The sequence below is a fragment of the Planococcus sp. SE5232 genome (genome assembly GCF_050686535.1).
Classification (GTDB): Bacteria; Bacillota; Bacilli; order Bacillales_A; family Planococcaceae; genus Planococcus.
Genome location: NZ_JBOGCP010000011.1, coordinates 1 through 23,746 on the forward strand (window position 1 = coordinate 1; position 23,746 = coordinate 23,746).

Consider the following 23,746-nt stretch of genomic DNA (forward strand, 5'->3'; position numbering starts at 1 on the left):
TGAAGGTGAACCTTCAAAACTGAACGCAAAACGTCAACCCCGGGAAACCCGGTTCCGAATTCATCCTTAGAAAGGAGGTGATCCAGCCGCACCTTCCGATACGGCTACCTTGTTACGACTTCACCCCAATCATCCGTCCCACCTTCGGCGGCTGGCTCCACAAGGGTTACCTCACCGACTTCGGGTGTTACAAACTCTCGTGGTGTGACGGGCGGTGTGTACAAGGCCCGGGAACGTATTCACCGTGGCATGCTGATCCACGATTACTAGCGATTCCGGCTTCATGCAGGCGAGTTGCAGCCTGCAATCCGAACTGAGAACGGTTTTCTGGGATTGGCTCCCCCTCGCGGGTTGGCAGCCCTTTGTACCGTCCATTGTAGCACGTGTGTAGCCCAGGTCATAAGGGGCATGATGATTTGACGTCATCCCCACCTTCCTCCGGTTTGTCACCGGCAGTCACCTTAGAGTGCCCAACTGAATGCTGGCAACTAAGATCAAGGGTTGCGCTCGTTGCGGGACTTAACCCAACATCTCACGACACGAGCTGACGACAACCATGCACCACCTGTCACCGCTGTCCCCGAAGGGAAAGGCGTATCTCTACACCGGGCAGCGGGATGTCAAGACCTGGTAAGGTTCTTCGCGTTGCTTCGAATTAAACCACATGCTCCACCGCTTGTGCGGGCCCCCGTCAATTCCTTTGAGTTTCAGCCTTGCGGCCGTACTCCCCAGGCGGAGTGCTTAATGCGTTAGCTGCAGCACTAAGGGGCGGAAACCCCCTAACACTTAGCACTCATCGTTTACGGCGTGGACTACCAGGGTATCTAATCCTGTTTGCTCCCCACGCTTTCGCGCCTCAGCGTCAGTTACAGACCAGAAAGTCGCCTTCGCCACTGGTGTTCCTCCACATCTCTACGCATTTCACCGCTACACATGGAATTCCACTTTCCTCTTCTGCACTCAAGTCCTCCAGTTTCCAATGACCCTCCACGGTTGAGCCGTGGGCTTTCACATCAGACTTAAAGGACCGCCTGCGCGCGCTTTACGCCCAATAATTCCGGACAACGCTTGCCACCTACGTATTACCGCGGCTGCTGGCACGTAGTTAGCCGTGGCTTTCTGGTGAGGTACCGTCAAAGTGCCAGTAGTTAATTGGCACGTGTTCTTCCCTCACAACAGAGTTTTACGATCCGAAAACCTTCGTCACTCACGCGGCGTTGCTCCGTCAGACTTTCGTCCATTGCGGAAGATTCCCTACTGCTGCCTCCCGTAGGAGTCTGGGCCGTGTCTCAGTCCCAGTGTGGCCGATCACCCTCTCAGGTCGGCTACGCATCGTCGCCTTGGTGGGCCATTACCCCACCAACTAGCTAATGCGCCGCGGGCCCATCCTGCAGTGACAGCCGAAACCGTCTTTCCGTGCAGCCTCAGGAGAGGCCGCAAACTATTCGGTATTAGCACCGGTTTCCCGGAGTTATCCCGATCTGCAGGGCAGGTTGCCCACGTGTTACTCACCCGTCCGCCGCTGAACCGAATGGAGCAAGCTCCACCGGTTCCGCTCGACTTGCATGTATTAGGCACGCCGCCAGCGTTCGTCCTGAGCCAGGATCAAACTCTCCATTATAGAGTAGTTGATTGCTCAAATACTTGCTGGCGTACCGCCGTCCGAAGACGCACGGTTCGCTTGTGATCTGCATACGCTGATCAGTAAAGTGCGCGGGCCGTTTTGCGCGGCCGTTGCATGTTTGTTGACGTTTTGCTGTTCAGTTTTCAAGGTTCAAGTTTGTTTCGGTTGTTCATGTTGTTTGCGTCGTTCTTTACGACTCCTATGATACTAAAGCATATTCGCCAGACTGTCAACACTTTTGGCAAATAAAATTATATTCATAAAACATTCCTTATGGAATTCACTTTTCATTATATAGAAGGAGTTTGAAAAAGGAGTCAAGAGTAACCGCTCTGTAAAGCCATTTTACTTGACTCGCTTTCTCTTTCCTAATTCTTCTTCTTTTCTCTATTAACCTATCGTCACTCTAGATTATTATATGCGAAACATAATAAATCAGAATATTTCCCATTTATCAGAAGCGCACAGCCTCATTCTTATTCTTGCTTCTATTTAAGCTCGCGCCGGCCTTCCAATGCTTTCGATAAAGTCACTTCGTCCGCATACTCCAAATCGCCGCCTACCGGAAGTCCATGAGCAATTCTTGTAGTCTTGATTCCTGAAGGTCTTACGAGGCGGGAAATATACATCGCTGTCGCTTCTCCTTCGATCGTCGGATTCGTCGCCAGAATCAGTTCTTCCACCTCTTCGTCCTGAAGACGCTTCAATAGAGAGGGAACATTTATATCTTCAGGGCCAATTCCGTCCATTGGAGAGATGGCACCCTGCAATACATGGTACAGGCCTTTGTAATCGCGCATCTTCTCCATCGCAATTACGTCTTTCGGATCCTGGACCACGCAGATCGTCGTGCGGTCGCGCTGTTGATCCTGGCAAATATGACAGGGATCGACGTCCGTAATATGGCCGCACACCGAGCAGAAACTTAAATTCCGTTTTGCATCAACCAAAGCTTTAGCAAAATCAAGCACCGTGTCTTCTTTCATGCCAAGCACAAAAAATGCCAGCCGGGCCGCTGTTTTCGGCCCGATTCCTGGCAATTTCATAAAACTCTCCATTAACTTCGAAATAGGTTCTGGATAATGCATCTGGTTTTCCTCCTAGAACATGCCCGGGAGATTTAGGCCCTTCGTGAATTTCCCCATTGTGGAATTCGCATGTTCATCCGCTTTTTTAAACGCTTCGTTTGTAGCCACAACCAAAAGATCCTGCAGCATTTCAATATCTTCCGGATCAACAACTGTTGGATCCAATACGATGTCCAATACTTCTTTATGGCCGGATACAGTAACTTTAACCATACCACCGCCAGCTGATCCCTCGAACTTCAATGTTCCAAGTTCTTCTTGGGCAACCGCCATCTCTTTTTGCATTTTTTGCATCTGCTTCATCATGCCTTGCATATTTCCTCCACCGCGCATAATTAGTTCCTCCTTAGAATTTTCATTTTAGTCGTCATGAACCTCGACAAAGTCTTTTCCGAAAAGACGCTCGGCTTCTGAGATGAACGGATCTTCTTCCGCTGCAGCTCCTTCACCCGAAAACGGATTTCCTTCTTCAGCCTCTGACTGTTTTTCTTCAGTGCCTGCCTTCGATCCGTTCTTCTTAATAAAATCTTCACGGATTTTCAGCCAACTGGCGTCCGGAACGAAAACCGGCGTATAAGCCTTGCCTGCATACTGCTCCAACAATTGGCTGAAGGTTGCGGCAAACGTCTGGTTTTCGGAAGCCATCTGGCAATGAATATCATACTTGAATTTTAACACAAATGCATCCGCTGATGCCGCTACTGGCTCTGCGTCATTCAATAAAGCCGAATGCGACCGCTGCAACTGGCTCATCACTGTGGCCCAATTGGTTTTGATCGCCTGAATGTCTGGCTTGGTCGCATTTTTCAAGACTTCCTGAATGCGCCCAGTCGGTATTTTAAAGCTGCTTTGCGCGCGCTGGCGTTTTTTCTGTTCCGCCGGCGCCGCTGCCGCACTGCTGCCTGCCCCGTTCTTCACCTGCTGCTGCAATTCGCGCACCAGATTTTCCAACTGGATGACTTTCGCTTCCAGTTCGGGTGACACTGCAGAAGCTGTACTTTGGACCGGCACATCGGCCTGCGCCATCTTCAGTAAAGCCGTTTCCATATAGATTTTTGTATGGTTTGAAAAACGCATTTCCTGCTGGGTTTTAGATAGAATGTCAATCCAGGTATAAAGGGTCGCCGGCTCGAATCGATTGGCCAATTCTTCAAAGCGCGGTTCATGTGTAGCCAACTCCAACATATCGTGAAGGTTGGGCGCCGTCTGGATCAATAATAGATCCCGGAAGAAAGTGATGAAATCCTCGACTAACCGGACAGGGTCTTTGCCGTCGCGCACCAATTGTTCCAATAGCGTCAACGACTGTCCGATATCCTTGGCAAGCAATGCTTCCGCAATACCATAGAACATATCCTGGCTGATCGATCCTGTAACCAATAATGCATCTTCGACTGTCATTTCATCGCCGCTGAACGAGACAACCTGGTCCAATAGACTCAATGCATCCCGCATTCCGCCGGAAGCAGCCTGAGCAATTATTTTAAGCACCTGTTCGTTATAAGGGATTTGGGCATCCGTTAACACTTCCACCATGCGCGAAACAATATCCACCTGCGTATGAGATTTAAAATCAAAACGCTGGCAGCGGGAGATGATCGTCAATGGCAGTTTATGCGGTTCTGTTGTCGCCAAAATGAAGACCACGTGTTCCGGCGGCTCTTCCAATGTTTTCAGCAAAGCGTTAAACGCACTGTTTGACAGCATATGCACTTCATCGATGATATAGATTTTGAAACGGGAATTCGCCGGCGAAAACCGGACCTTCTCAATAATTTCCCGCATTTCTTCTACGCGTGAATTGGAAGCTGCGTCAAATTCAATGACGTCGGTATTGGATCCTTCGTTAATGCTTCTGCAGGAAGCACATTCGTTGCATGGTTCCGCTGCCGGAGCCTGCTCACAGTTCAATGCTTTGGCGAATATCTTCGCTGCACTGGTCTTCCCTGTTCCTCTTGGTCCTGAGAATAAATAAGCATGCGTCGTCTTATTGTAAAGGAGAGCATTTTGAAGGGTTTGTTTGACATGCGTCTGACCTGTCATTTCAGAAAAGGACTGGGGTCTGTAAACACGGTAAAAAGCTTGATACGCCAACTTGTTCTCTCCTTTTAACTAATCTGTTTTTCGTCCTCTCATTATATCATAAAAGACGGGTCTTTCTTAGCGATTTCCCCGATCTCCGCGTGACGATTCTGCGAAGGGAACAATAAAAAAACCTGCCCGCTGCAAGAGCGGACAGGTTTGAATTTATGTAATTTTGCCGTGCACCTTTCTTCGACTGCTGCACATAAGCGTTACCCTTGTCGCTGGCTCGATCTAGGCGATCCCGCGGCACATGGAATGTTCCACTTAATGCTGCTTCCTTCCGGACCTGACATGGTTCATGGGATTCCATTGCGCAGGACCCAGATGTCAACACTACGTGCAAGAGGCAGACCTTACATGCACACAGCCTCAGAAAGGAATTCAGTCCTGCTAAAGCGGATTGCAGGTTACAGGACACCGCTATCTTCCCACCTAGCACGGCATTTACTAGTATACGAAATAATACGGGATAAATCAAATATAAAGTAGGATTAACAAAAACACTCCTTCGCCTATTCAACGAAGAAGTGTCTAAAATTCCTGTCTACTGTTGGATAGTGACGTCTTTCAATTGATAAATACCGGATGTATCAATTGAGAAGCCCGACACGCTATCTGCAACTCCAAGCAAGTATTCATCATGGACCAGAAAAGCCATAGGAGCGTCATCGGTCAGAAGCTGTCCCACTTCTGCGTAAATTTCCTCCCTGCGATCCGGATCCGCTTCTCTGCGTCCTTCATCTAGAAGTGTATCGACTTCTGGATTGTCATAGAAGGAACGGTTCCCTGGATTCCCTTTTTGAGAGGAATGGAACAAGGCATACATGCCGTAATCCGCATCTCCGGTTGGATTCGACCAGCCAAGGATGAACATATCGTGTTCACCTGCCGCTGTTTGATCAAGGTAGGAACCGAACTCCATCACTTCAATGGAAACATCGATGTTCAGCTCAGCCAATGCTTCTTGGACCAACACAGCGATCGATTGGCGCTGCGGATTGTCATTGGTCCAGATGGAAGTGCTGAAGCCGTCTGCCATTCCCGCTTCTTCCATCAATTCCCGGGCTTTTTCCATATTGAACTCCACCGGTTCAATATCTTCTGAATAACCAAAAATCTCCGGTGCAAGCGGACCATTCGCAACAACCGCAAAGTCATCAAAAACTCCGCTGATGATAGCCTGGCGGTCAATGGCATAGGAAATCGCCTGGCGCACCAGTGGATCGTTGAAAGGTTCTTTTTCAGTGTTGAAGCCCAGATAATCCAAGCTTGAAGATGGGCTCACCAACACAGAAGCGCTGCCTGAGTTATTGATGCGTTCCACTTCGTTGGGCTGTACTGGATCGATGATGTGGACATTGCCTGTTTCAAGGTCGGCAGCCCGTACTTGGGAATCCGGTACGACACGAAACGTAACTGAATCCACTTGGACCGGTTCATCCCAATAGTCTTCATTTTTGACAAGCCTGATTTCAGAACCGGCATTCCATGTGTCGAATGTAAAGTACCCTGTTCCCACAGGTTCCTGTGAAATGACAGAACCTGGATCAGCTCCCCCATTCAACGCTTCGTAATCTGCTTCAATGGAAGCTGGAGAAATCATGCCCCCTCCATTATGCGATAAATGGGCAAGCAATGGAGAAAACGGATACTCCGTCTTAATTTCGACCTGGTAATCATCTACAACCGTTACATCTGTGATCATTTCAAATAGGAAATAGCGTGGAGAAGCGACTGCTTCATCGCGAACTCGGTCGAGATTCGCTTTTACCACTTCCGCATTAAACTCTTCTCCATCATGGAATGTGACGCCTTCCCGCAATTGGAACGACCAGGTGGTCTCATCCACTTGCTCCCACGACTCAGCCAGACCAGGCGTGATTTCGTTATTCTCATCACGCTTCACTAATGTTTCGTAAATGTTCTCTTGAACGACTGAAGATGGAACGTCATTCGAACCGTGCGGATCCAAAGATGAAGCATCAGACAATACAGCAATAATTAAATCCCCGCCTGCAGTTGCAGTCTCATCAGATTCCCCTGATTCTCCCGCTTCTTCTCCTCCCCCTCCTGCGCATGCAGCAAGAACCATGGCTAGCATAAGCAATATCAGAAAGACCCAAAGCGATTTCCTCGACATTGTCATGTGTTTTCCCCCCTGCTTATGATGGTATAAAAGGATTCCTAAATAACGCAATATTTTGACAACAATATAGCATATCATGATGCTTTCTACAAGTTCAAAAAACCCTTCAGCCTTAGAGCCACGTGCGATTCTTCTTGTTTTTATATATAAAAATAGAAATTTTAATGAAAGATCGCCTTAAGATTATTGTTTTTATTAGATTGATATATTTTTGCCATTCTAAATATTTTTGCGTCATTTTTAACTTCTTCTTCCATCTATCATTTTTAATAAAAATCCGCTAAACTGTGATAAAACAAACTAATTATTCAGATTATTTAAAAGGGGTGTTTTTTATGGCTGAAGAAACTGTGAATACTCCCGTCACTTCTGAGAAAATCAATCCTCGAATCGAAAGCTATAAACAATTCTGGCGACGTTTGCTCAAGAACAAAGCGGCTGTCATCGGCGGCCTGTTGATTGTGTTTGTTATACTCATGGCTTTTATCGGACCATGGATCATTACAACCTTCACAGATTACCGCCCGAATCAAACCGACTTAGCGAACAAACTGCAAGGGCCATCCATTTCTAATTGGTTCGGAACCGACAGTTATGGCCGCGATATTTTCACACGTGTTATTTTCGGAACGAAACTGACCTTGTATGTCGGATTTTTCTCGGTTTTCATCGGCGGCATCATCGGAGTCGTTTTCGGCATCATCGCCGGCTATTATGGCGGCCGTATCGATGCGGTCATCATGCGCTTAATGGATGTCCTGCTCGCATTTCCTGGAATTTTGCTTGCTCTTGCAATTGTCGCGGTACTTGGCGGCAGCTTGACTAATGTCATCATTGCGGTCGGCATTTTCTCCGTTCCGGCATTTGCCCGGGTCGTACGCGGCTCCACTCTATCCGTCAGGAAATTAGAATACGTGGACGCTGTACGGGCGCTTGGAGCTACCGATTTCCGGATCATCTTCCGCCATATCCTTCCGAACATCATGTCGCCGATTATCGTGCAGGCGTCATTGCGGATTGCGACAGCTATCTTGACCGGCGCCGGCTTGTCATTCCTTGGTCTTGGCGCACAACCCCCTGCACCGGAATGGGGCGCTATGCTCAACGAAGGCCGCCAGTACATGTTCGAAGCGGGACATGTCGCTTTGTTCCCGGGTTTGATGATTGTCCTTGTGGTTCTTGCCTTTAATATTTTCGGTGATGGCGTACGTGATGCTCTGGATCCAAAAATGAAAAATAGGTGAGGTGTTGAAAAGTGCCAAAATATATTATCCGCCGCCTTATCCAAACTATTCCTGTACTGATTGGTGTCACTATCCTGGTATTCTCTTTGATGCATTTGGTTCCAGGGGATCCTGCACAAATTGTTGCAGGAGAAGGCGCATCCGAACAAACCGTCGAAAACATTCGGGAACGCCTCGGGTTAAACGAGGCGATTCCAGTTCAATACGGACGATTTCTAGGCAATGCTGTGCAAGGAGATCTTGGTTCCTCGGTTCGTTCAGGTCGACCTGTCATGGATGAAATCAGTTCGCGGTTTTGGGTGACGGTGGAACTTGCCTTCTACTCCACCATCGTCGCCGTTTTTCTCGGCTTGATTGCCGGCATCATCTCAGCAGTGCGCCATTATACAATCGCCGATACATCCATTATGATCGTTGCATTGTTCGGCTTATCCATGCCCAACTTCTGGTTTGGCCTGTTGCTCATCCAATGGTTCGCGATCGGCAACTGGATGCCCGAATCGCTTGAGTTTTTGAAAATGCGCCCTTCTGGCTGGGGTGACTCCTGGCGGCAGATCATCCTCCCCGTTCTCACGCTCGGAACAGGAGGTGCCGCAATCATCGCACGCATGACCCGCTCTTCTATGCTTGAAGTCATCGGTCAGGATTATATCCGTACGGCGCGTGCCAAAGGGGTTTCAGAACGGATTGTCACTTACCGCCATGCTTTGAAAAATGCATTGATCCCCGTCGTGACGGTTGTCGGCCTGGAGTTTGGCGGTTTTCTTGGCGGTGCTGTCCTGACAGAAACGATATTCGCGATCAATGGCATGGGCCGTTTGACGATCGATGCGATTCGAACACGTGATTTCCCAGTTGTTCAAGGTACGGTACTCGTTATTTCCGTAATTTTTGTACTCGTCAACCTGCTCGTCGATATTTCGTATCGTCTGCTGAATAAACGAATTGACTTGAATTAGAAATGAGGTGCCTACCGTATGAGTATCCCAGTAAACCAAGAAATTATTCTGGAAGTAAAAAACCTGCAGACCATCTTTAAAACGGATACTGGGGATGTCCGGGCAGTCGATGGTGTCAGTTTTAAATTGCCTAAAGGCAAAACAATCGGCATCGTCGGTGAGTCAGGCTCAGGAAAAAGCATCACGTCCCTATCCATAATGCGATTGCTGGCTTCCAACGGGAAAATCACCAATGGAGAAGTGCTCTACAAAGGAGAAGATTTATTGAAGTTGTCCGAAAGCCAGATGCGGAAGCTACGCGGAAATGAAATCTCCATGATTTTTCAGGAACCGATGACTTCTTTGAACCCTGTTTATACAGTCGGCCAGCAAATCAGTGAAGCGCTCATGCTCCACCAGAATATGTCCAAAAAAGATGCCTTTATCCGTTCAGTGGAATTATTGAAACTCGTTGGAATCCCTTCGCCTGACAAACGTGTCAAAAACTATCCCTTCGAATTGTCAGGAGGTATGCGCCAACGGGTCATGATTGCGATGTCCCTTGCCTGTGACCCTGAAATTCTGATAGCCGATGAACCAACAACAGCGCTTGATGTGACCATCCAAGCTCAAATACTGGAGCTGATCAAAGAGCTGCAGGACCGACTCGGCATGTCGGTCATCTTCATCACGCATGACCTTGGCGTTGTGGCTGAAACCTGCGATTATGTTGCGGTCATGTATGCCGGACAAGTCGTAGAATACGCAGATATCCGCACGTTGTTTCACGAACCCAAGCTGCCATATACAATCGGCTTGCTGAAATCCTTGCCGCGCCACGACATTGAGCAGGATAAGCTGCAACCGATCAACGGTAATGTACCGAGCCCGCACGAAATGCCGGTCGGCTGCCGCTTTTCACCGCGTTGTCCTGCAGCGACCGACTTATGCCGTGCAAATATGCCTCAACTTGAAACTGATGAAAACGGCAACCAAGTACGCTGTTGGATTTACACAGATGAATGGACTGGAGAAGCGGAGGTGGATATTTATGGCGAAAAAAGAATTGCTAAAAGTCGAGGGGCTAAAACAATACTTCCCGATTAAAGGCGGTTTTCTTGGTCGGACCACCAATTATGTAAAAGCCGTTGATGACATCAGTTTTTCAATTTTCGAAGGCGAAACCGTCAGCATTGTCGGTGAATCCGGCTGCGGAAAATCTACGACCGGGCGAGCGATTCTGCGCCTTGAAGAACCGACCGAAGGAAAAGTGGAATTCCGCGGGGTCGATCTTGCGGGTTTGTCCAAGCGGAATATGCGGAAATACCGAAAAGACCTGCAGATTATATTTCAAGATCCATACGCTTCCATCAATCCTCGCCAGACCGTCGCTTCTGTTCTGACCGAAGCCATGGAGATCCAAAAGGTTCTGCCGACCAATAAGCGGCGCGCCCGTGCCGAAGAATTGCTCGAGACTGTCGGCTTGCTGCCGTATCAGGCTGACCGCTTTCCCCATGAGTTTTCAGGTGGACAGCGCCAACGTATCGGCATTGCACGGGCTTTATCAGTAAATCCGCAATTGATCATTTGCGACGAAGCAGTTTCTGCACTCGATGTATCGATTCAGGCGCAAGTGCTTAATCTGCTCGAAGAACTGCAGGAAGAGTTTCAACTGACCTATTTGTTTATTTCCCATGACCTTGGCGTGGTCCGCCACATATCTGACCGGATTATTGTTATGTACCTTGGAAAGATCGTTGAAATTGCGGATAAATACAGCTTATTCGAAAACCCGAAGCATCCATATACCAAAGCTTTGCTGTCTGCCATTCCAATTCCGGACCCGGACAAGAAAAAAGAGCGTATCGTTTTAAAGGGAGACGTTCCTTCTCCAATTGATCCGCCATCAGGCTGCCGATTCCATACACGATGTCCGTATGCAACGGCCAAATGCAAAGTGGAAGTACCGGAACTAAGGACGGCTTCATCGATGAAGCCAGGACATGAAGCGGCCTGCCATTACATTGAAGAGATCGAATCCGGTGAAAAGCAACCGAATTATTGACTTCTATCCGGACGCAGTATGCGTCCGGATCATGCTTTCTTATGGCTAGCCCCTGCTGGCTACGGATTTCTCCTGTTTCATGATTTTTTTTGCATTTATTCCTCAAAACTGTTGACAGCCATTATTCATCCATGATAAATTAGTTCTTGTCCAATACGGAGGAATACCCAAGTTTGGCTGAAGGGATCGGTCTTGAAAACCGACAGGGGAGTCAAATCCCGCGGGGGTTCGAATCCCTCTTCCTCCTCCATTTTTTGAATTTACACGCGCATATAAATTCGAGATTGGATTCGTTACGCAAGTAACGAATTTTTCTTAAAAATTGTATGTCTGATTATTTCGATATAGATTACCGGAAGGCTTCGGCTTTCCGGTTTTTTCATGCCTTTTTCTTTATTTCCCGGGAAATAATAATAAACCCCTTGAGCATGAATGCTCAAGGGGTTTATTTATTTACGCAGGATAGAGGTTTGCTTCATAAAGCCGCCAATGCGCTCCACAATCTGTTCGGAGCAATCCGGATCGTTCATCAAGTCATAGTCGTTAATATTCAAACGCAGTACTGGACATCCATTAAAAGAATTGATCCAGCTTTCGTAGCGCTGGTGCATTTCCAGCCAGTAATCCACCGGTGTCTGCTGCTCCATTGCCCGGCCGCGTTCCTGGATGCGGGAAAGAATATCTTCAATCGAGCCTTCCAGGTAAATCAGCAAGTCTGGATGTGGGAAATACGGCGTCATGACCATCGCTTCAAACAAGTTAGTATAGGTTTCGTAATCCACATTGTTCATTGTTCCTTTATCCCAATGCATTTTGGCAAAAATACCGGTATCTTCATAAATCGAACGGTCCTGGATAAATCCGCCGCCGTATTCGAACATCCGCTTCTGCTCTTTAAAACGTTCCGCCAGAAAATAAATCTGCAAGTGGAAGCTCCATTTCTCAAAATCATCATAAAATAGATCCAAGTATGGATTGGTGTCGACATTTTCAAATGATGTGCGGAATTGCAGTGCATCCGCCAACGCTTTCGTCATCGTAGATTTCCCGACCCCCACTGTGCCAGCTATGGTAATTACCGCATTTTGTGGAATGCCGTACTTTTCACGTAAATTCATAAGGTCAAACTCCTCTTTTGTAAAGTTCCATCCACCTTGTCCAGGATCAGCTGAAGGTCTCCGCCGTTTTGGACAAAATCGATTTCATCGCCGTTGAAACGCAACACTGGAATTTCCGGATGCTCACGCTCAAAACGTTCAATGAACTCATGGTAATCCGCTGCCAGCTGCTCCATGTATTCCGGGGTGATCATCTGTTCGAATTCACGCCCCCGCAATTTGATGCGCTTCATCAATGTGTCCAGGCTGGCATGCAGGTAAATGACCATATTCGGTTTCGGCATATCCACCGTCAGGATTTTGTAGATGGCTTCATACTTGGCGTATTCAGCTTCAGGCAATGTGCGTTTTGCGAAGATCAGATTTTTGAAGATATGGTAATCGGCCACGACCGGTTCCCGCTTCGAAATGAACTTTTTCTGGATATCCGCCAACTGCTTGTAGCGATTGCATAAAAAGAACATCTCTGTCTGAAAGCTCCACTCTTCTATGTCTTCGTAGAATTTATTTAAAAACGGATTTTCGTCAACAATCTCTTTTAACAGCTGAAATTGATTTTGATCGGCGAGCGCTTTGGTCAGCGAAGTCTTGCCTACGCCAATCGGACCTTCTACCGTAATGAATGGCACCGGCATGCGAAGTCCTCCTTTTTCGATTCAAGTAAATTGCAATGCCATTTATTTTAACACACCGCTCTAGTTAAAAGTAGAGCGAAAAATCGACAGTTTGCTCAATGGATCGGTGCTTTAAACGTTCCGCCATGGACTTCCTGAGTCGCCATAATGGTCAAAAACGCTTTGGAATCGATGTCTGACACGATCTGCTTAAGCTTGGTGATTTCCAGACGGGTGACCACCACATAAATCACATCTTTCGGTGAATTGAGGTAGCCCCCCTTGCCGTGCAATTTCGTAAAGCTGCGGCCAAGACGGTCGTTGATGGCCGAACCAATTTCTTCATACTCTTCCGATACGATCAGTACAGCCTTGGTGTCATCCAAGCCCTGAATGACTACGTCAATGGTTTTGGAAGCGATGTAATAGGTCAGAATCGAATACATCGCCTGCTCCATCCCCAAAACGAAAGCAGCCCATCCAAAGATGAAAACATTGAAGAACATGACAAATTCACCAACCGAAAACGGTAATTTCTTGGTCAATAAAATTCCGAGAATTTCCGTCCCATCAAGTGCTCCGCCGTTGCGGATGACAATTCCAACACCCGCTCCGAGGAGCAATCCGCCGAATACAGTAGCGAGAAGCGGATCTTCTACAAACGGTTCGATCTTATGCATGGGAATTTCAATCAGCGCTAACGCAACAATGGCAAAAATAGAAGAGATGAAAAAATTGCGGCCGATATGTTTATAGCCGAAATAAAGGAACGGCAAATTGATGACGACCAGTAAAACCCCAAAAGGAATCACGGTTAAATAGTCCAATATCAACGAAATACCGATAATCCCGCCATCGATGATTGCATTGGGAACCAGGAACAATTCAATGGCCGCTGCCGCCATAGTGGCACCGATGAAAATGAAAATAAAGCGTAGCGTAAAATGCAGCGGTTTTTCCTTTTTATGTTGTTTCACCCTTGGATCACTCCCTACTTTCTGGTTTCTCCAGTTTACGCTTTTCAGGGGTTTTTGTCTGTACGGATTTTCGCGCTCTTTTTGTGGACCGGAAAATGCTACACTAGAACCAAGGAGCGATGCATCATGAACGGAATGGAAAAAGATCATTTTTATATGGGGTTGGCAATTGAAGAAGCAGAAAAAGCAGCGGCCAAAGGAGAAGTGCCTATCGGGGCGGTTATTGTCTACAGCGACCAAGTAATAGCGCGCGCCCACAACCTGCGGGAAACGACACAAAATGCCGTCACTCACGCCGAATTGTTGGCGATCCAGGAAGCGTGCCTGCATCTTGGCAACTGGCGGCTGGAAGATACAAAGATTTACGTAACGTTAGAGCCTTGTCCGATGTGTGCAGGGGCCATTCTACAATCCCGGATTCCCCATGTGGTCTACGGAGCGCGGGATGCTAAAGCAGGCAGCGTAGATTCCCTCTACCGCTTGCTGAATGACGACCGCTTTAACCACCAATGCCAAGTAACGGAAAATGTCCTCGCCGAGGAATGCGGACAATTGCTGACACAGTTTTTCCGAAATCTTCGGGAAATCAAAAAACAAAAGCGAAAAACCCAGTTATAGGGTTTTTCGCTTTTTTATTCGCTGATAAACTGAGCAATCAATCGATTGACGATTTCTGGCTGTTCGTGTTGGATCCAATGGGTCGCTTCTCCGACAAACGCCAAATTGACTTCTTCACAAAATGACATGCTTTCTTTTGCCAGCATCGGCGACAGGAACTGGTCGCCCATCCCCCAAATGATTCTGACAGGGACTTTGATTTTCGTCTCAGACACTTGCCTGAAGCTGCCGCGCCGGATTGCCCGGTACCAATTGAGCATTGCCGTCAATGCATCGGATTGTGACCAGGCCGCTTTATATTGCTCCATTTCGTGCTTTGAAAATGTGTCCGGCTTGCTGGTTTGTTCGATGCTTTGCTGCATTGCTTTGAACTCTCCCATACCAAGAGCCTTTTCGGGCAGATTGGGCAACTGGAAAAAAGCGATATAAGAACTCTTCATCCATTGCAGCGGATTCTTTTTGAGTACCCGGGGCATGGCTTGGGGATGTGGGATATTCAAGACAATAAGCTTTTCCACGTATTCCGGGCGAGTGGCTGCCAGATGCCAGGCAACTGCACCGCCCCAATCATGCCCGATGACAATAGCCGTCTTTTGTTGAAAATGCTCAATGATGCCGATGACGTCATCCCTCAGGTGATCCACCGTGTAATTGTCGATCCCCTCAGGTTTATCGCTTAAATTATAGCCGCGCTGGTCGGGCGCCACTACCCGATAGCCTTTTTCCGCGAGTGGCTGAATTTGATTTTTCCAGCCAAACCAGAATTCCGGAAAGCCATGCAGCAAAACGACTAAAGGTCCATCCTCAGGTCCGGCCACGGCAACATGAAGATGGATGCCGTTCGTCTCCAAGAATTGAAAACTTAAGTTTGTCATCTAACTAACTCCCTTCACAAATGCTCTTTATCTCTTCCTTACCCCTTTCTCTAAATAAAAGGCTCAAAAGCGATTTGCTTTTGAGCCTTTTTATCAATCAATTGTCTTTTTGCCGCCCATATAAGGCTGCAACACTTCAGGAATGTTGATTGAACCATCTTCCTGCTGGCAGTTTTCAAGCAACGCCGCCACGGTTCGGCCGATTGCCAAGCCACTGCCGTTTAACGTGTGGACGAATTCAGGTTTGCCGGTTGCTTCCCGGCGGAATTTGATATTTGCACGTCTTGCCTGGAAGTCTTCAAAATTACTGCAAGAAGAAATTTCTCGGTACGTCTCCTGGCTAGGAATCCAGACTTCGATATCGTATTTCTTCGCTGCTGTAAAGCCAAGGTCTGCTGTACACATTTTCAATACGCGGTATGGCAGCCCCAAAAGTTGAAGGACTTTTTCAGCATGGCCGGTCAGTTTCTCCAGTTCGTCATAAGAATCCTCAGGCTTCACAAAGCGCACCAGTTCGACTTTATTGAATTGATGCTGTCTGATTAACCCACGCGTGTCGCGTCCCGCAGAGCCCGCTTCAGAGCGGAAATTTGAGCTGTAAGAAGCAAAGGCTTGCGGCATCATATCGGCTGTCAGAATTTCATCCCGGTAAAAGTTCGTCACCGGCACTTCAGAAGTCGGAATGAGGAAATAATCCTCTTTTTCGATCAGGAAAGCATCTTCTTCAAATTTCGGCAATTGGCCTGTTCCCGTCAAGCTTTCGCGGTTGACCATATACGGTGGCAGCATTTCTTCATAGCCATGTTCTTCCTGGTGGAGGTCCATCATGAAGTTGATCAATGCGCGTTCTAAGCGTGCCCCAAGTCCCCGGTAAAAGACAAAGCGGCTTCCTGTCACTTTGGCTGCGCGCTCAAAATCGATGATGTTCAAATCAGTCCCGAGATCCCAATGCGGCTTTACATCAAATCCGAATTCAGGCTTGTCGCCCCATGTGCGGATTTCTTCGTTATCGTCTTCAGAATCGCCGAACGGAACACTGTCATGCGGAATGTTCGGGACACGCATCATGATATAGTTCAGGCTTTCCTCCACTTCCCGCAATTCTTCATCAATGGCTTTGATCTTGTCGCCGACTTCACGCATTTTCGCAATGGCATCGTCTGCATTTTCTTTCGCCCGCTTCATCGCAGCGATGTTTTGAGACGCCTCGTTGCGTTCTGCCTTCAATGTTTCAGTCTGCGCAATCAATTCGCGCCGTTTTACATCCAATCCTTCAAAATCATCCAGTACAGAAATATCTTCTCCGCGTTTTGCCAATTTGGTTTTTACCTCTTCAAAATTCGCACGTACAAAACGAATATCCAACATAGTGTTTCCTCCTCAAAATTTATAATCACATAAAAAAAGACAACAAAAATAGCCCCCATCCCTTGGTAAAGGGACGAGAGCTACCCGCGTTGCCACCCTGATTGATCGGCACAGGCCAATCCTCTTCATCACATAACGGCATTAAAACCGGCAATGGCTTCTTTCGCCATGCAACTCCGGGGTGGATTCAAACGCGTTTTTCACCGGTTCGCACCAACCACCGGCTCTCTTTGGAAAAACAATCGCTTTACTACTTCCCATCAACGTTTCGTCTTTGAAATTAATCATACTTTACTATATATTGATTAATTTGGCAAGAGAAGGTCTGACTTGCTGGGAATCATACTTAAAAAATACGCTGTAATGCGATGGTCTTCGGTCAATTCCGGATGAAACGAACAGCCCAAAAACTGACCATTTTTCGCCATAACGATTTTCCCATCATGGACACATAGCACTTCAGTGGACGGTCCGGCGCTGACAATGTGTGGAGCGCGGATAAAGACCGCTTCAAAAGCTCCTTCGATCCCATTGATTTCAAGTGGCACTTCAAAGCTGTCCACTTGCCGGCCAAACGAATTTCGTGCAACTGCCACGTCCATAACGCCAAGATGCGGCTGGTCTTCACCAACCACTGTTTCCGCTAACAAAATCAACCCTGCACACGTACCGAACATCGGTTTTCCGGTTTCGGCAAAATCCCGCAGCGGCTCCATTAATCCGTAGCGGTCGATCAAGCGCCGCATGGCCGTACTTTCACCGCCTGGCAAAATCAAGGCATCCAATGATTCAAGATCTTTTGGCCATTTCACAGAAACCGCTTCTGCTCCGCACGCCTCAATCGACTGGAGATGCTCCCGGACAGCTCCCTGCAAAGCGAGGACTCCGACTCGTTTCATCTCTACCAGCCCCGCTCCTGCATACGTTCGCCCGCAGCAATTGTGGAGATCTCAATGCCTTTCATGGCGATTCCCAAGTCTTTCGAAAGCTCTGCGATCAATTTATAATCCTGGTAATGGGTAGTCGCTTCGACAATGGCACGCGCAAACCGTTCTGGATTATCGGATTTGAAGATACCGGATCCAACGAAGACGCCGTCCGCTCCGAGTTCCATCATCAATGCCGCATCCGCCGGTGTCGCAACACCGCCAGCTGCAAAATTGACCACCGGCAAGCGGCCCAGGTTTTTTACTTCTTTCAAAAATTCATAGGAAGCTCCCAGGTTGCGCGCTTCAGTCATCAATTCATCTTCACTCATGGCAATCACTTTCCGCACTTCCGCATTCACTTGGCGCAAATGGCGGACCGCTTCAACAATATTGCCGGTACCCGGTTCGCCTTTCGTGCGCAGCATGGAAGCTCCTTCGCCGATTCGGCGCGCTGCTTCGCCCAAGTCCCGGCAGCCGCAGACAAACGGTACGGTGTATTGGTTTTTCAATAGATGAAACTCTTCATCTGCAGGCGTCAATACTTCACTTTCATCAATATAATCGACACCCATCGCTTCCAGGATGCGCGCTTCCACGATATGGCCAATGCGTGCTTTCGCCATGACCGGAATCGATACGGCTTTCATCACTTCTTCTGTAATGCGTGGATCTGCCATACGCGCCACTCCACCATCTCGGCGGATATCGGACGGCACACGCTCGAGCGCCATAACGGCGGTGGCTCCTGCAGCTTCAGCAATACGCGCCTGCTCTGCGTTGACCACATCCATGATCACCCCGCCTTTTTGCATTTCAGCCATTCCTCTTTTTACGCGATCTGTTCCATGTTGGCTCATTTATTAATTCCCCCTATTTGTTGATAAATTCAGTATAATAGAGATTGACCATATAAAAAGACTCAGTTTTGTTCATTTTAATAAGGTCAGTTGGAGGAAACCAAATGGACATGCTCATGTTTCAGCTTCAAAAACAGTCACCGATTCCGCTCTACAAGCAACTTTACAGGGAAATAAAAAAAGCCATCATTGATGGCACCATAGATGTCGACACCAAATTGCCAAGCAAACGGAAATTAGCGGATTTTCTGCAAATCAGTCAAACGACCGTCGAACTTGCCTACTCTCAGCTTGTAGCTGAAGGGTTTATTGAATCGCGTCCCCGCAAAGGATTTTACGCACAGCCTGTCGAAGAACTCGCTTATTTAGATGTTCCTCACGACGAGCCGGTCATCAAAGAAACTACTTCCTACAGAATGGATTTCAACTCCGGCAGCATCGATACCCGCTCTTTTCCATTTGCCACATGGCGCAAACTGGCGCGCGACATCCTGGATGAATCCAACCATGAATTATTATTATCCGGACACTCCCAAGGGGATGATGCGCTGCGGCAGGAAATTGCCCGCTATCTGTATCAGTCACGGGGGGTAATCTGTGATGCAGAACAGATCGTCATCGGTTCGGGGACAGAACAGCTCCTGCCGCTGCTGATTCGCCTGCTTGATAAAAAGCTTGTGTACGGCTATGAGAATCCTGGCTATGCGCTGACCCACAGCATATTCAGCCATCATGAGCGGCAGTCGGTTCCCATTGAACTGGACCAGGATGGCATCAATATCGGTGAATTGGAAGCTTCCAATGTAGATGTCGCGTATGTTACCCCTTCCCATCAGTTTCCCTCCGGCTCTGTTCTAAGTGCCACCAAACGGGCGCAGCTGCTCAATTGGGCCGCTGCCAAGCCGGAACGCTACATTATCGAAGATGATTACGACAGTGAATTCCGTTACACAAGCCGGCCGATTCCCGCTTTGCAGAGCATGGATCTGAGTGACCGAGTCATCTACATCAGTACTTTTTCCAAATCGCTCATGCCTTCTCTGCGCCTTGCCTACATGGTTCTGCCCAAACGGCTGCTGCGGGCATACCAGCAGACCTTTCTTCACTACTCTTCATCCGTGCCAAGACACGATCAGCAGCTGGTCGCCGAATTCATGAAAGAAGGCCATTTCGCGCGCCACCTCAATCGCATGCGCAAGCTATACCAGAAGAAAATCAAACAGCTGAGCTCGTCTCTGGCTTTATTCGCTCCGGTGGTGACAGTGTCCGGTGAACAGGCAGGAATGCACATCGTGCTTACCATCCAAACCCCATTGAGCGAAGAAGAGCTGGTAGAACGCGCTAAAAATGCCGGTATCCGTGTCACGGGCCTGCAGTCCTACGACGTTCATAAAAGAGCCGGTACACATCCTAAAATCGTTCTTGGATTCGGCGGCTTGTCGGAACAAGAAATCCACTCCGGCGTTCTTGACCTGATGTCCTGTTGGGAAATTCGTTAGAAAAAGCCGTTCATCATTTTCAGATGAACGGCTTTTTCCATTAAAATAAACCTTTTACAAAACTACCGGCATCCTCCCATAAAGAAGATAGGAATCCTCCTGCATTGCGCATCGATAGGGACATCCAGCCAGCACGCTCTACAGCTTCAGTAGTCACGACTTCAACGTCGTTTTCACTTCCGCTTAAATAGCCGTATTCCGTGCCATCCGCTTTTGTCAGCTCGAGCGTTCCCACCGTTAAATCTTTTTCTACTCCTGCTTCCAACCTACTGTCCTGGACAACCGTATCGTCCAGCAGCAATTCCGGCTGATACAATTCTTTATCCGCAGTCCGGATCATCATGGAAACAGGTTCTTTCACTGCAATCGCTACTTCTTCTTCCACGCCTTTTTCAACAGCCAGCGTTTCCTGCCCTTCAAACTGATAGCCTGCGGGAATGATTTCCTCTGTCGTGAACTGGCCAAAACCAAAATCGAACAAAGCGCGCGTCGCTTCAAAACGGGCTTTATAAGAACCGGCTCCTTCGTTGTCCACTGCACCCATGACTACCGCGATAAAGCGGGTATCGTCACGCTTTGCGGTTCCTGCAAACGAATAACCAGCAAAATCCGTACTGCCGGTTTTCAATCCATCTACACCTTCATATTCATAAATCAAACCAGGCAGCATCGAATTCCAGTTTTCCATCCGTGTTTCATCCGCAGTTCCTTCACGAAAATTCATCACCGGAATTTTTGTGGTTTCCAACACTTCCGGATAATCGTCCAACAAGATTTTTGTCAGCTTCGCAACTGAACGCGCCGGCATGATGTTTTCATCTTTCTCTTTCGTTCCTTCCGGATACATCCCCATCAAGCTTGAATTGCTGAGCCCGGTTGAATTGACGAAAACCGTCTCTTCCAATCCCATTTCTTCAGCTTTTTCATTCATCAAACGGACAAACTCACTTTCCGTTCCTGCAATCGTCTCGGCTATCCCGATGGTTGCCGCATTGGCTGAGAAAATGGCCATCGCTTCATACATTTCTTTGATGGTATAAGCTCCATCTTCACGAAACGGTACATTGCTCAAACGCATGTCCTGAGAAATTTGATAGGCATAATCCGTCACTTGGTATTCCTGATCCCAAGTCACCTTGCCTTCTTCTATCGCTTCGAACAATAAATATTCCGTCATCATCTTCGTCATACTGGCAACCCCTAGAGGCGTCCCGGCGTTTTTTTCATAGAGGATTTTACCGCTTTCAGCATCCACCAAAATAGCGGCTTCCGCCATTATATTTAATGTTTCTTCCGCTTGGGCCTGCTGCGGAACAAATATAGTCAAAGTCAATGCAGCCAATAATGCTGTCAGTAATGTTTTATTGAAAACCTTTTTCACTTGTTGAATACCTCCGTCTATAAGATTCCACATGCTATTTTATCATATTTTTCAGACGCAAAAGTGGAAACATGAAAAAAGCACCTTTTCCGTCATTTGAATGATGGAAAAGGTGCTAAGATAAATCCCGCATACAACAGTGAATGAAGACCGAGTAAATCTTCGCTCTGTGTAGTTTTTTTATTAAATTGAGTAGTTAGGAGATTCTTTCGTGATTTGGACATCATGTGGATGGCTTTCGCGCAAACCTGCACCTGTCATACGGATAAACTGTGCTTCATCACGCAAAGTCTGCAAATCTTTTGTTCCACAATAGCCCATTCCTGCACGAATACCGCCAAGCAATTGGTGGATCGTATCAGAAAGCTGCCCTTTATAAGGCATGCGGCCTTCAATGCCTTCCGGAACCAATTTTTTCGCATCGTCCTGGAAGTAACGGTCTTTTGAACCTTTTTCCATAGAAGCGATTGATCCCATACCACGATATGTTTTAAATTGTCGGCCCTGGAAAATTTCAGTGTCTCCTGGGCTTTCAGTTGTACCGGCCAGCAGGCTCCCAAGCATAACTACATGTCCGCCAGCCGCCAACGCTTTGATGATATCTCCAGAATACTTGATTCCGCCATCAGCGATAATCGCTTTACCGAACTTGCGTGCTTCTGTTGCACAATCATAAACAGCCGTAATTTGTGGAACACCGACACCTGCTACAACACGAGTTGTACAGATCGAACCCGGTCCAATTCCGACTTTGACGACATCTGCTCCGGCTTCGATTAATGCTCTTGTTCCTGTAGCAGTTGCCACATTTCCTGCAATGATCGCCAATTCCGGGTACTCGGTGCGAATCTGTTTAACCATCCCCAAAACGCCTTCAGAATGGCCATGAGCCGTGTCCAATACAATGACATCGACAGAAGCCTTGACCAATTGCTCAACGCGCTTCATTGTATCTGAAGTAACGCCTACAGCAGCTCCTACAAGTAAACGGCCATGCTGGTCTTTGGCTGCATTCGGGAATTCAATTACCTTCTCAATATCTTTGATGGTAATTAATCCTTTTAGAAGACCTTCGTTATCCACAATCGGCAATTTTTCAATTTTGTATTGCTGCAGGATCTTTTCTGCATCTTCCAAAGTAGTTCCCACAGGCGCAGTGACTAACTTCTCTTTAGTCATCACATCGTTGATGATCAAAGAATAATCCTGAATAAAGCGCAGATCGCGGTTCGTGATGATTCCGACAAGTGTAAGGTCATCTTCGCTCTTAACAATCGGCACACCGGAAATGCGATACTTGCCCATCAAATGCTCAGCGTCATAGACCTGGTGTTCAGGTGTTAAAAAGAAAGGATCCGTAATAACCCCATTCTCAGAACGTTTTACAGTCACTACCTGTTCAGCCTGCTCCTCGATGCTCATGTTTTTATGAATAACCCCTAATCCGCCTTGGCGAGCCATAGCAATAGCCATCTTAGCTTCCGTTACTGTATCCATGCCTGCACTGATCACTGGAATTTTCAACTTAAGGGTTGGTGTCAATTCGACTGCTAAATCAATATCTTTCGGTAAAACTTCCGAGTGAGCTGGTACAAGCAATACATCATCAAACGTTAAGCCTTCTTTAACAAATTTCGATTCCCACATAAGTAGACGCGCCTCCTGCTTCCTTTTAAATATTATTGTTAAGGTTATCAGCGTGGATATGGCGTGTCAAGAAACTGCTAAAAGAAAAACTATTTAGAATAATTAATCAGTGTTATTTTAAGCCATTTAAATCTGCTAATAGAGCTGTTTCATTAGAGAAATTTACTAATGAGCTTTCACTGTTAACCGCATATGCCAAGTCGAAATAAAGACTTCCTTTAATGATTTCATAGTTCGCTCTCTTTTTCCCCAAACAAAAAAAGCCGTTACCGGAATCGGTAACGACTTCTTTCCATTGCCCAGCGACGTCCTACTCTCACAGGGGGAGACCCCCAACTACCATCGGCGCAAAAGAGCTTAACTGCCGTGTTCGGGATGGGAACGGGTGTGGCCTCTTTGCCATCATCACTGGACTATTTGGTTTTGAAAGACAAGATTTATTATACCAATCTTACAGGTTTTTTCAAGCTTTTTGTCAAAAACTTTTTTCTTGTTCGCTCAAAACTGGATACACGACACCGGAACATGCAAGGATTCCGTACAAATTTGGTTAAGTCCTCGATCGATTAGTATTCGTCAGCTGCACGTGTCGCCACGCTTCCACCTCGAACCTATCTACCTCATCGTCTTTGAGGGATCTTACTTGCTTGCGCAATGGGAAATCTCATCTTGA

At 47.4% G+C, this 23,746-nt stretch carries 19 protein-coding genes, 1 tRNA gene, 3 rRNA genes, 1 other RNA gene and 1 other annotated feature; of the genes, 7 read left to right on the top strand and 17 right to left on the bottom strand.

Annotated elements, in window-relative coordinates; all coding sequences use genetic code 11:
• Positions 1–70: 70 nt before the first annotated feature.
• The 6 genes from ACRC6Q_RS19105 to ACRC6Q_RS19130 all read right to left on the bottom strand — a co-directional run bounded on the left by ACRC6Q_RS19105 (position 71) and on the right by ACRC6Q_RS19130 (position 6,943).
• Positions 71–1,621 (bottom strand): 16S ribosomal RNA (locus ACRC6Q_RS19105).
• 491 nt (positions 1,622–2,112) lie between these two features.
• The gene (gene recR, locus ACRC6Q_RS19110) at positions 2,113–2,712 is read right to left on the bottom strand and encodes a recombination mediator RecR (RefSeq protein ID WP_215102859.1); all 600 of its coding nucleotides are present in this window, start codon (positions 2,710–2,712) and stop codon (positions 2,113–2,115) included.
• Positions 2,713–2,724: 12 nt separating this feature from the next.
• The gene (locus tag ACRC6Q_RS19115; protein ID WP_223643616.1) at positions 2,725–3,045 is read right to left on the bottom strand and encodes a YbaB/EbfC family nucleoid-associated protein; all 321 of its coding nucleotides are present in this window, start codon (positions 3,043–3,045) and stop codon (positions 2,725–2,727) included.
• A 27-nt stretch (positions 3,046–3,072) separates the two neighbouring features.
• A complete protein-coding gene (gene dnaX, locus ACRC6Q_RS19120; RefSeq protein ID WP_223643614.1) occupies positions 3,073–4,806 on the bottom strand; it encodes a DNA polymerase III subunit gamma/tau in 1,734 nt (577 codons plus the stop codon).
• A 166-nt stretch (positions 4,807–4,972) separates the two neighbouring features.
• An RNA gene (gene ffs, locus ACRC6Q_RS19125) (signal recognition particle sRNA large type) lies at positions 4,973–5,238 on the bottom strand.
• A gap of 103 nt (positions 5,239–5,341) precedes the next feature.
• Positions 5,342–6,943, bottom strand: a complete 1,602-nt coding sequence (locus ACRC6Q_RS19130) for a glutathione ABC transporter substrate-binding protein (protein WP_431467258.1) — start codon at positions 6,941–6,943, stop codon at positions 5,342–5,344.
• A 335-nt stretch (positions 6,944–7,278) separates the two neighbouring features.
• Between ACRC6Q_RS19130 and ACRC6Q_RS19135 the strand changes: the two genes are divergently transcribed.
• From ACRC6Q_RS19135 to ACRC6Q_RS19155, 5 genes are all read left to right on the top strand, one after another.
• Positions 7,279–8,187: an ABC transporter permease gene (locus ACRC6Q_RS19135; protein WP_223643609.1), complete on the top strand. Its 909-nt coding sequence runs from the start codon at positions 7,279–7,281 to the stop codon at positions 8,185–8,187.
• A gap of 11 nt (positions 8,188–8,198) precedes the next feature.
• Positions 8,199–9,146, top strand: a complete 948-nt coding sequence (locus tag ACRC6Q_RS19140) for an ABC transporter permease (protein ID WP_223643607.1) — start codon at positions 8,199–8,201, stop codon at positions 9,144–9,146.
• Between the two features lie 18 nt (positions 9,147–9,164).
• Positions 9,165–10,232, top strand: a complete 1,068-nt coding sequence (locus ACRC6Q_RS19145) for an ABC transporter ATP-binding protein (RefSeq protein ID WP_431467259.1) — start codon at positions 9,165–9,167, stop codon at positions 10,230–10,232.
• Positions 10,177–11,190 (top strand): ABC transporter ATP-binding protein, encoded by a 1,014-nt coding sequence (locus ACRC6Q_RS19150; RefSeq protein ID WP_223643603.1) that lies wholly within the window; start codon positions 10,177–10,179, stop codon positions 11,188–11,190. The genes ACRC6Q_RS19145 and ACRC6Q_RS19150 overlap by 56 nt, the downstream gene beginning before the upstream one ends.
• A 157-nt stretch (positions 11,191–11,347) precedes the next feature.
• Positions 11,348–11,440 (top strand) — tRNA-Ser (locus ACRC6Q_RS19155).
• A 199-nt stretch (positions 11,441–11,639) separates the two neighbouring features.
• Here ACRC6Q_RS19155 and ACRC6Q_RS19160 read toward each other — a convergent pair.
• From ACRC6Q_RS19160 to ACRC6Q_RS19170, 3 genes are all read right to left on the bottom strand, one after another.
• A complete protein-coding gene (locus tag ACRC6Q_RS19160) occupies positions 11,640–12,308 on the bottom strand; it encodes a deoxynucleoside kinase (protein ID WP_223643601.1) in 669 nt (222 codons plus the stop codon).
• Positions 12,305–12,943, bottom strand: a complete 639-nt coding sequence (locus ACRC6Q_RS19165) for a deoxynucleoside kinase (RefSeq protein ID WP_223643599.1) — start codon at positions 12,941–12,943, stop codon at positions 12,305–12,307. The genes ACRC6Q_RS19160 and ACRC6Q_RS19165 overlap by 4 nt, the downstream gene beginning before the upstream one ends.
• Before the next feature lie 95 nt (positions 12,944–13,038).
• Positions 13,039–13,899 (bottom strand): YitT family protein, encoded by an 861-nt coding sequence (locus tag ACRC6Q_RS19170; protein ID WP_223643597.1) that lies wholly within the window; start codon positions 13,897–13,899, stop codon positions 13,039–13,041.
• A gap of 126 nt (positions 13,900–14,025) precedes the next feature.
• Between ACRC6Q_RS19170 and tadA the strand changes: the two genes are divergently transcribed.
• Positions 14,026–14,517, top strand: coding sequence for a tRNA adenosine(34) deaminase TadA (gene tadA / locus ACRC6Q_RS19175; protein WP_431467260.1), 492 nt, complete (start codon positions 14,026–14,028; stop codon positions 14,515–14,517).
• A gap of 14 nt (positions 14,518–14,531) precedes the next feature.
• Here the strand turns inward: tadA and ACRC6Q_RS19180 are convergent, their stop codons facing one another.
• The 4 genes from ACRC6Q_RS19180 to pdxS form a co-directional block, all read right to left on the bottom strand.
• Positions 14,532–15,392 (bottom strand): alpha/beta fold hydrolase, encoded by an 861-nt coding sequence (locus ACRC6Q_RS19180; RefSeq protein ID WP_431467261.1) that lies wholly within the window; start codon positions 15,390–15,392, stop codon positions 14,532–14,534.
• Positions 15,393–15,485: 93 nt separating this feature from the next.
• Positions 15,486–16,760, bottom strand: a complete 1,275-nt coding sequence (gene serS, locus ACRC6Q_RS19185) for a serine--tRNA ligase (RefSeq protein ID WP_223643592.1) — start codon at positions 16,758–16,760, stop codon at positions 15,486–15,488.
• A gap of 66 nt (positions 16,761–16,826) precedes the next feature.
• Positions 16,827–17,033: a binding site (T-box leader), on the bottom strand.
• 32 nt (positions 17,034–17,065) lie between these two features.
• Positions 17,066–17,659, bottom strand: coding sequence for a pyridoxal 5'-phosphate synthase glutaminase subunit PdxT (gene pdxT, locus ACRC6Q_RS19190; RefSeq protein ID WP_223643590.1), 594 nt, complete (start codon positions 17,657–17,659; stop codon positions 17,066–17,068).
• 2 nt (positions 17,660–17,661) lie between these two features.
• The gene (gene pdxS, locus ACRC6Q_RS19195) at positions 17,662–18,546 is read right to left on the bottom strand and encodes a pyridoxal 5'-phosphate synthase subunit PdxS (RefSeq protein ID WP_431467262.1); all 885 of its coding nucleotides are present in this window, start codon (positions 18,544–18,546) and stop codon (positions 17,662–17,664) included.
• A gap of 104 nt (positions 18,547–18,650) precedes the next feature.
• On the opposite strand from pdxS, the gene ACRC6Q_RS19200 reads away from it, so the two are divergent.
• Positions 18,651–20,045, top strand: coding sequence for a PLP-dependent aminotransferase family protein (locus ACRC6Q_RS19200; protein ID WP_431467263.1), 1,395 nt, complete (start codon positions 18,651–18,653; stop codon positions 20,043–20,045).
• Positions 20,046–20,085: 40 nt separating this feature from the next.
• On the opposite strand, the gene ACRC6Q_RS19205 is transcribed toward ACRC6Q_RS19200, so the two are convergent.
• The 4 genes from ACRC6Q_RS19205 to ACRC6Q_RS19220 all read right to left on the bottom strand — a co-directional run.
• A complete protein-coding gene (locus tag ACRC6Q_RS19205) occupies positions 20,086–21,426 on the bottom strand; it encodes a serine hydrolase (protein WP_223643584.1) in 1,341 nt (446 codons plus the stop codon).
• Between the two features lie 183 nt (positions 21,427–21,609).
• Positions 21,610–23,073, bottom strand: coding sequence for an IMP dehydrogenase (guaB, locus tag ACRC6Q_RS19210; protein WP_223643582.1), 1,464 nt, complete (start codon positions 23,071–23,073; stop codon positions 21,610–21,612).
• Positions 23,074–23,370: 297 nt separating this feature from the next.
• Positions 23,371–23,486 (bottom strand): 5S ribosomal RNA (rrf, locus tag ACRC6Q_RS19215).
• A 133-nt stretch (positions 23,487–23,619) separates the two neighbouring features.
• A 23S ribosomal RNA gene (locus tag ACRC6Q_RS19220) occupies positions 23,620–23,746 on the bottom strand; the annotation flags it as partial.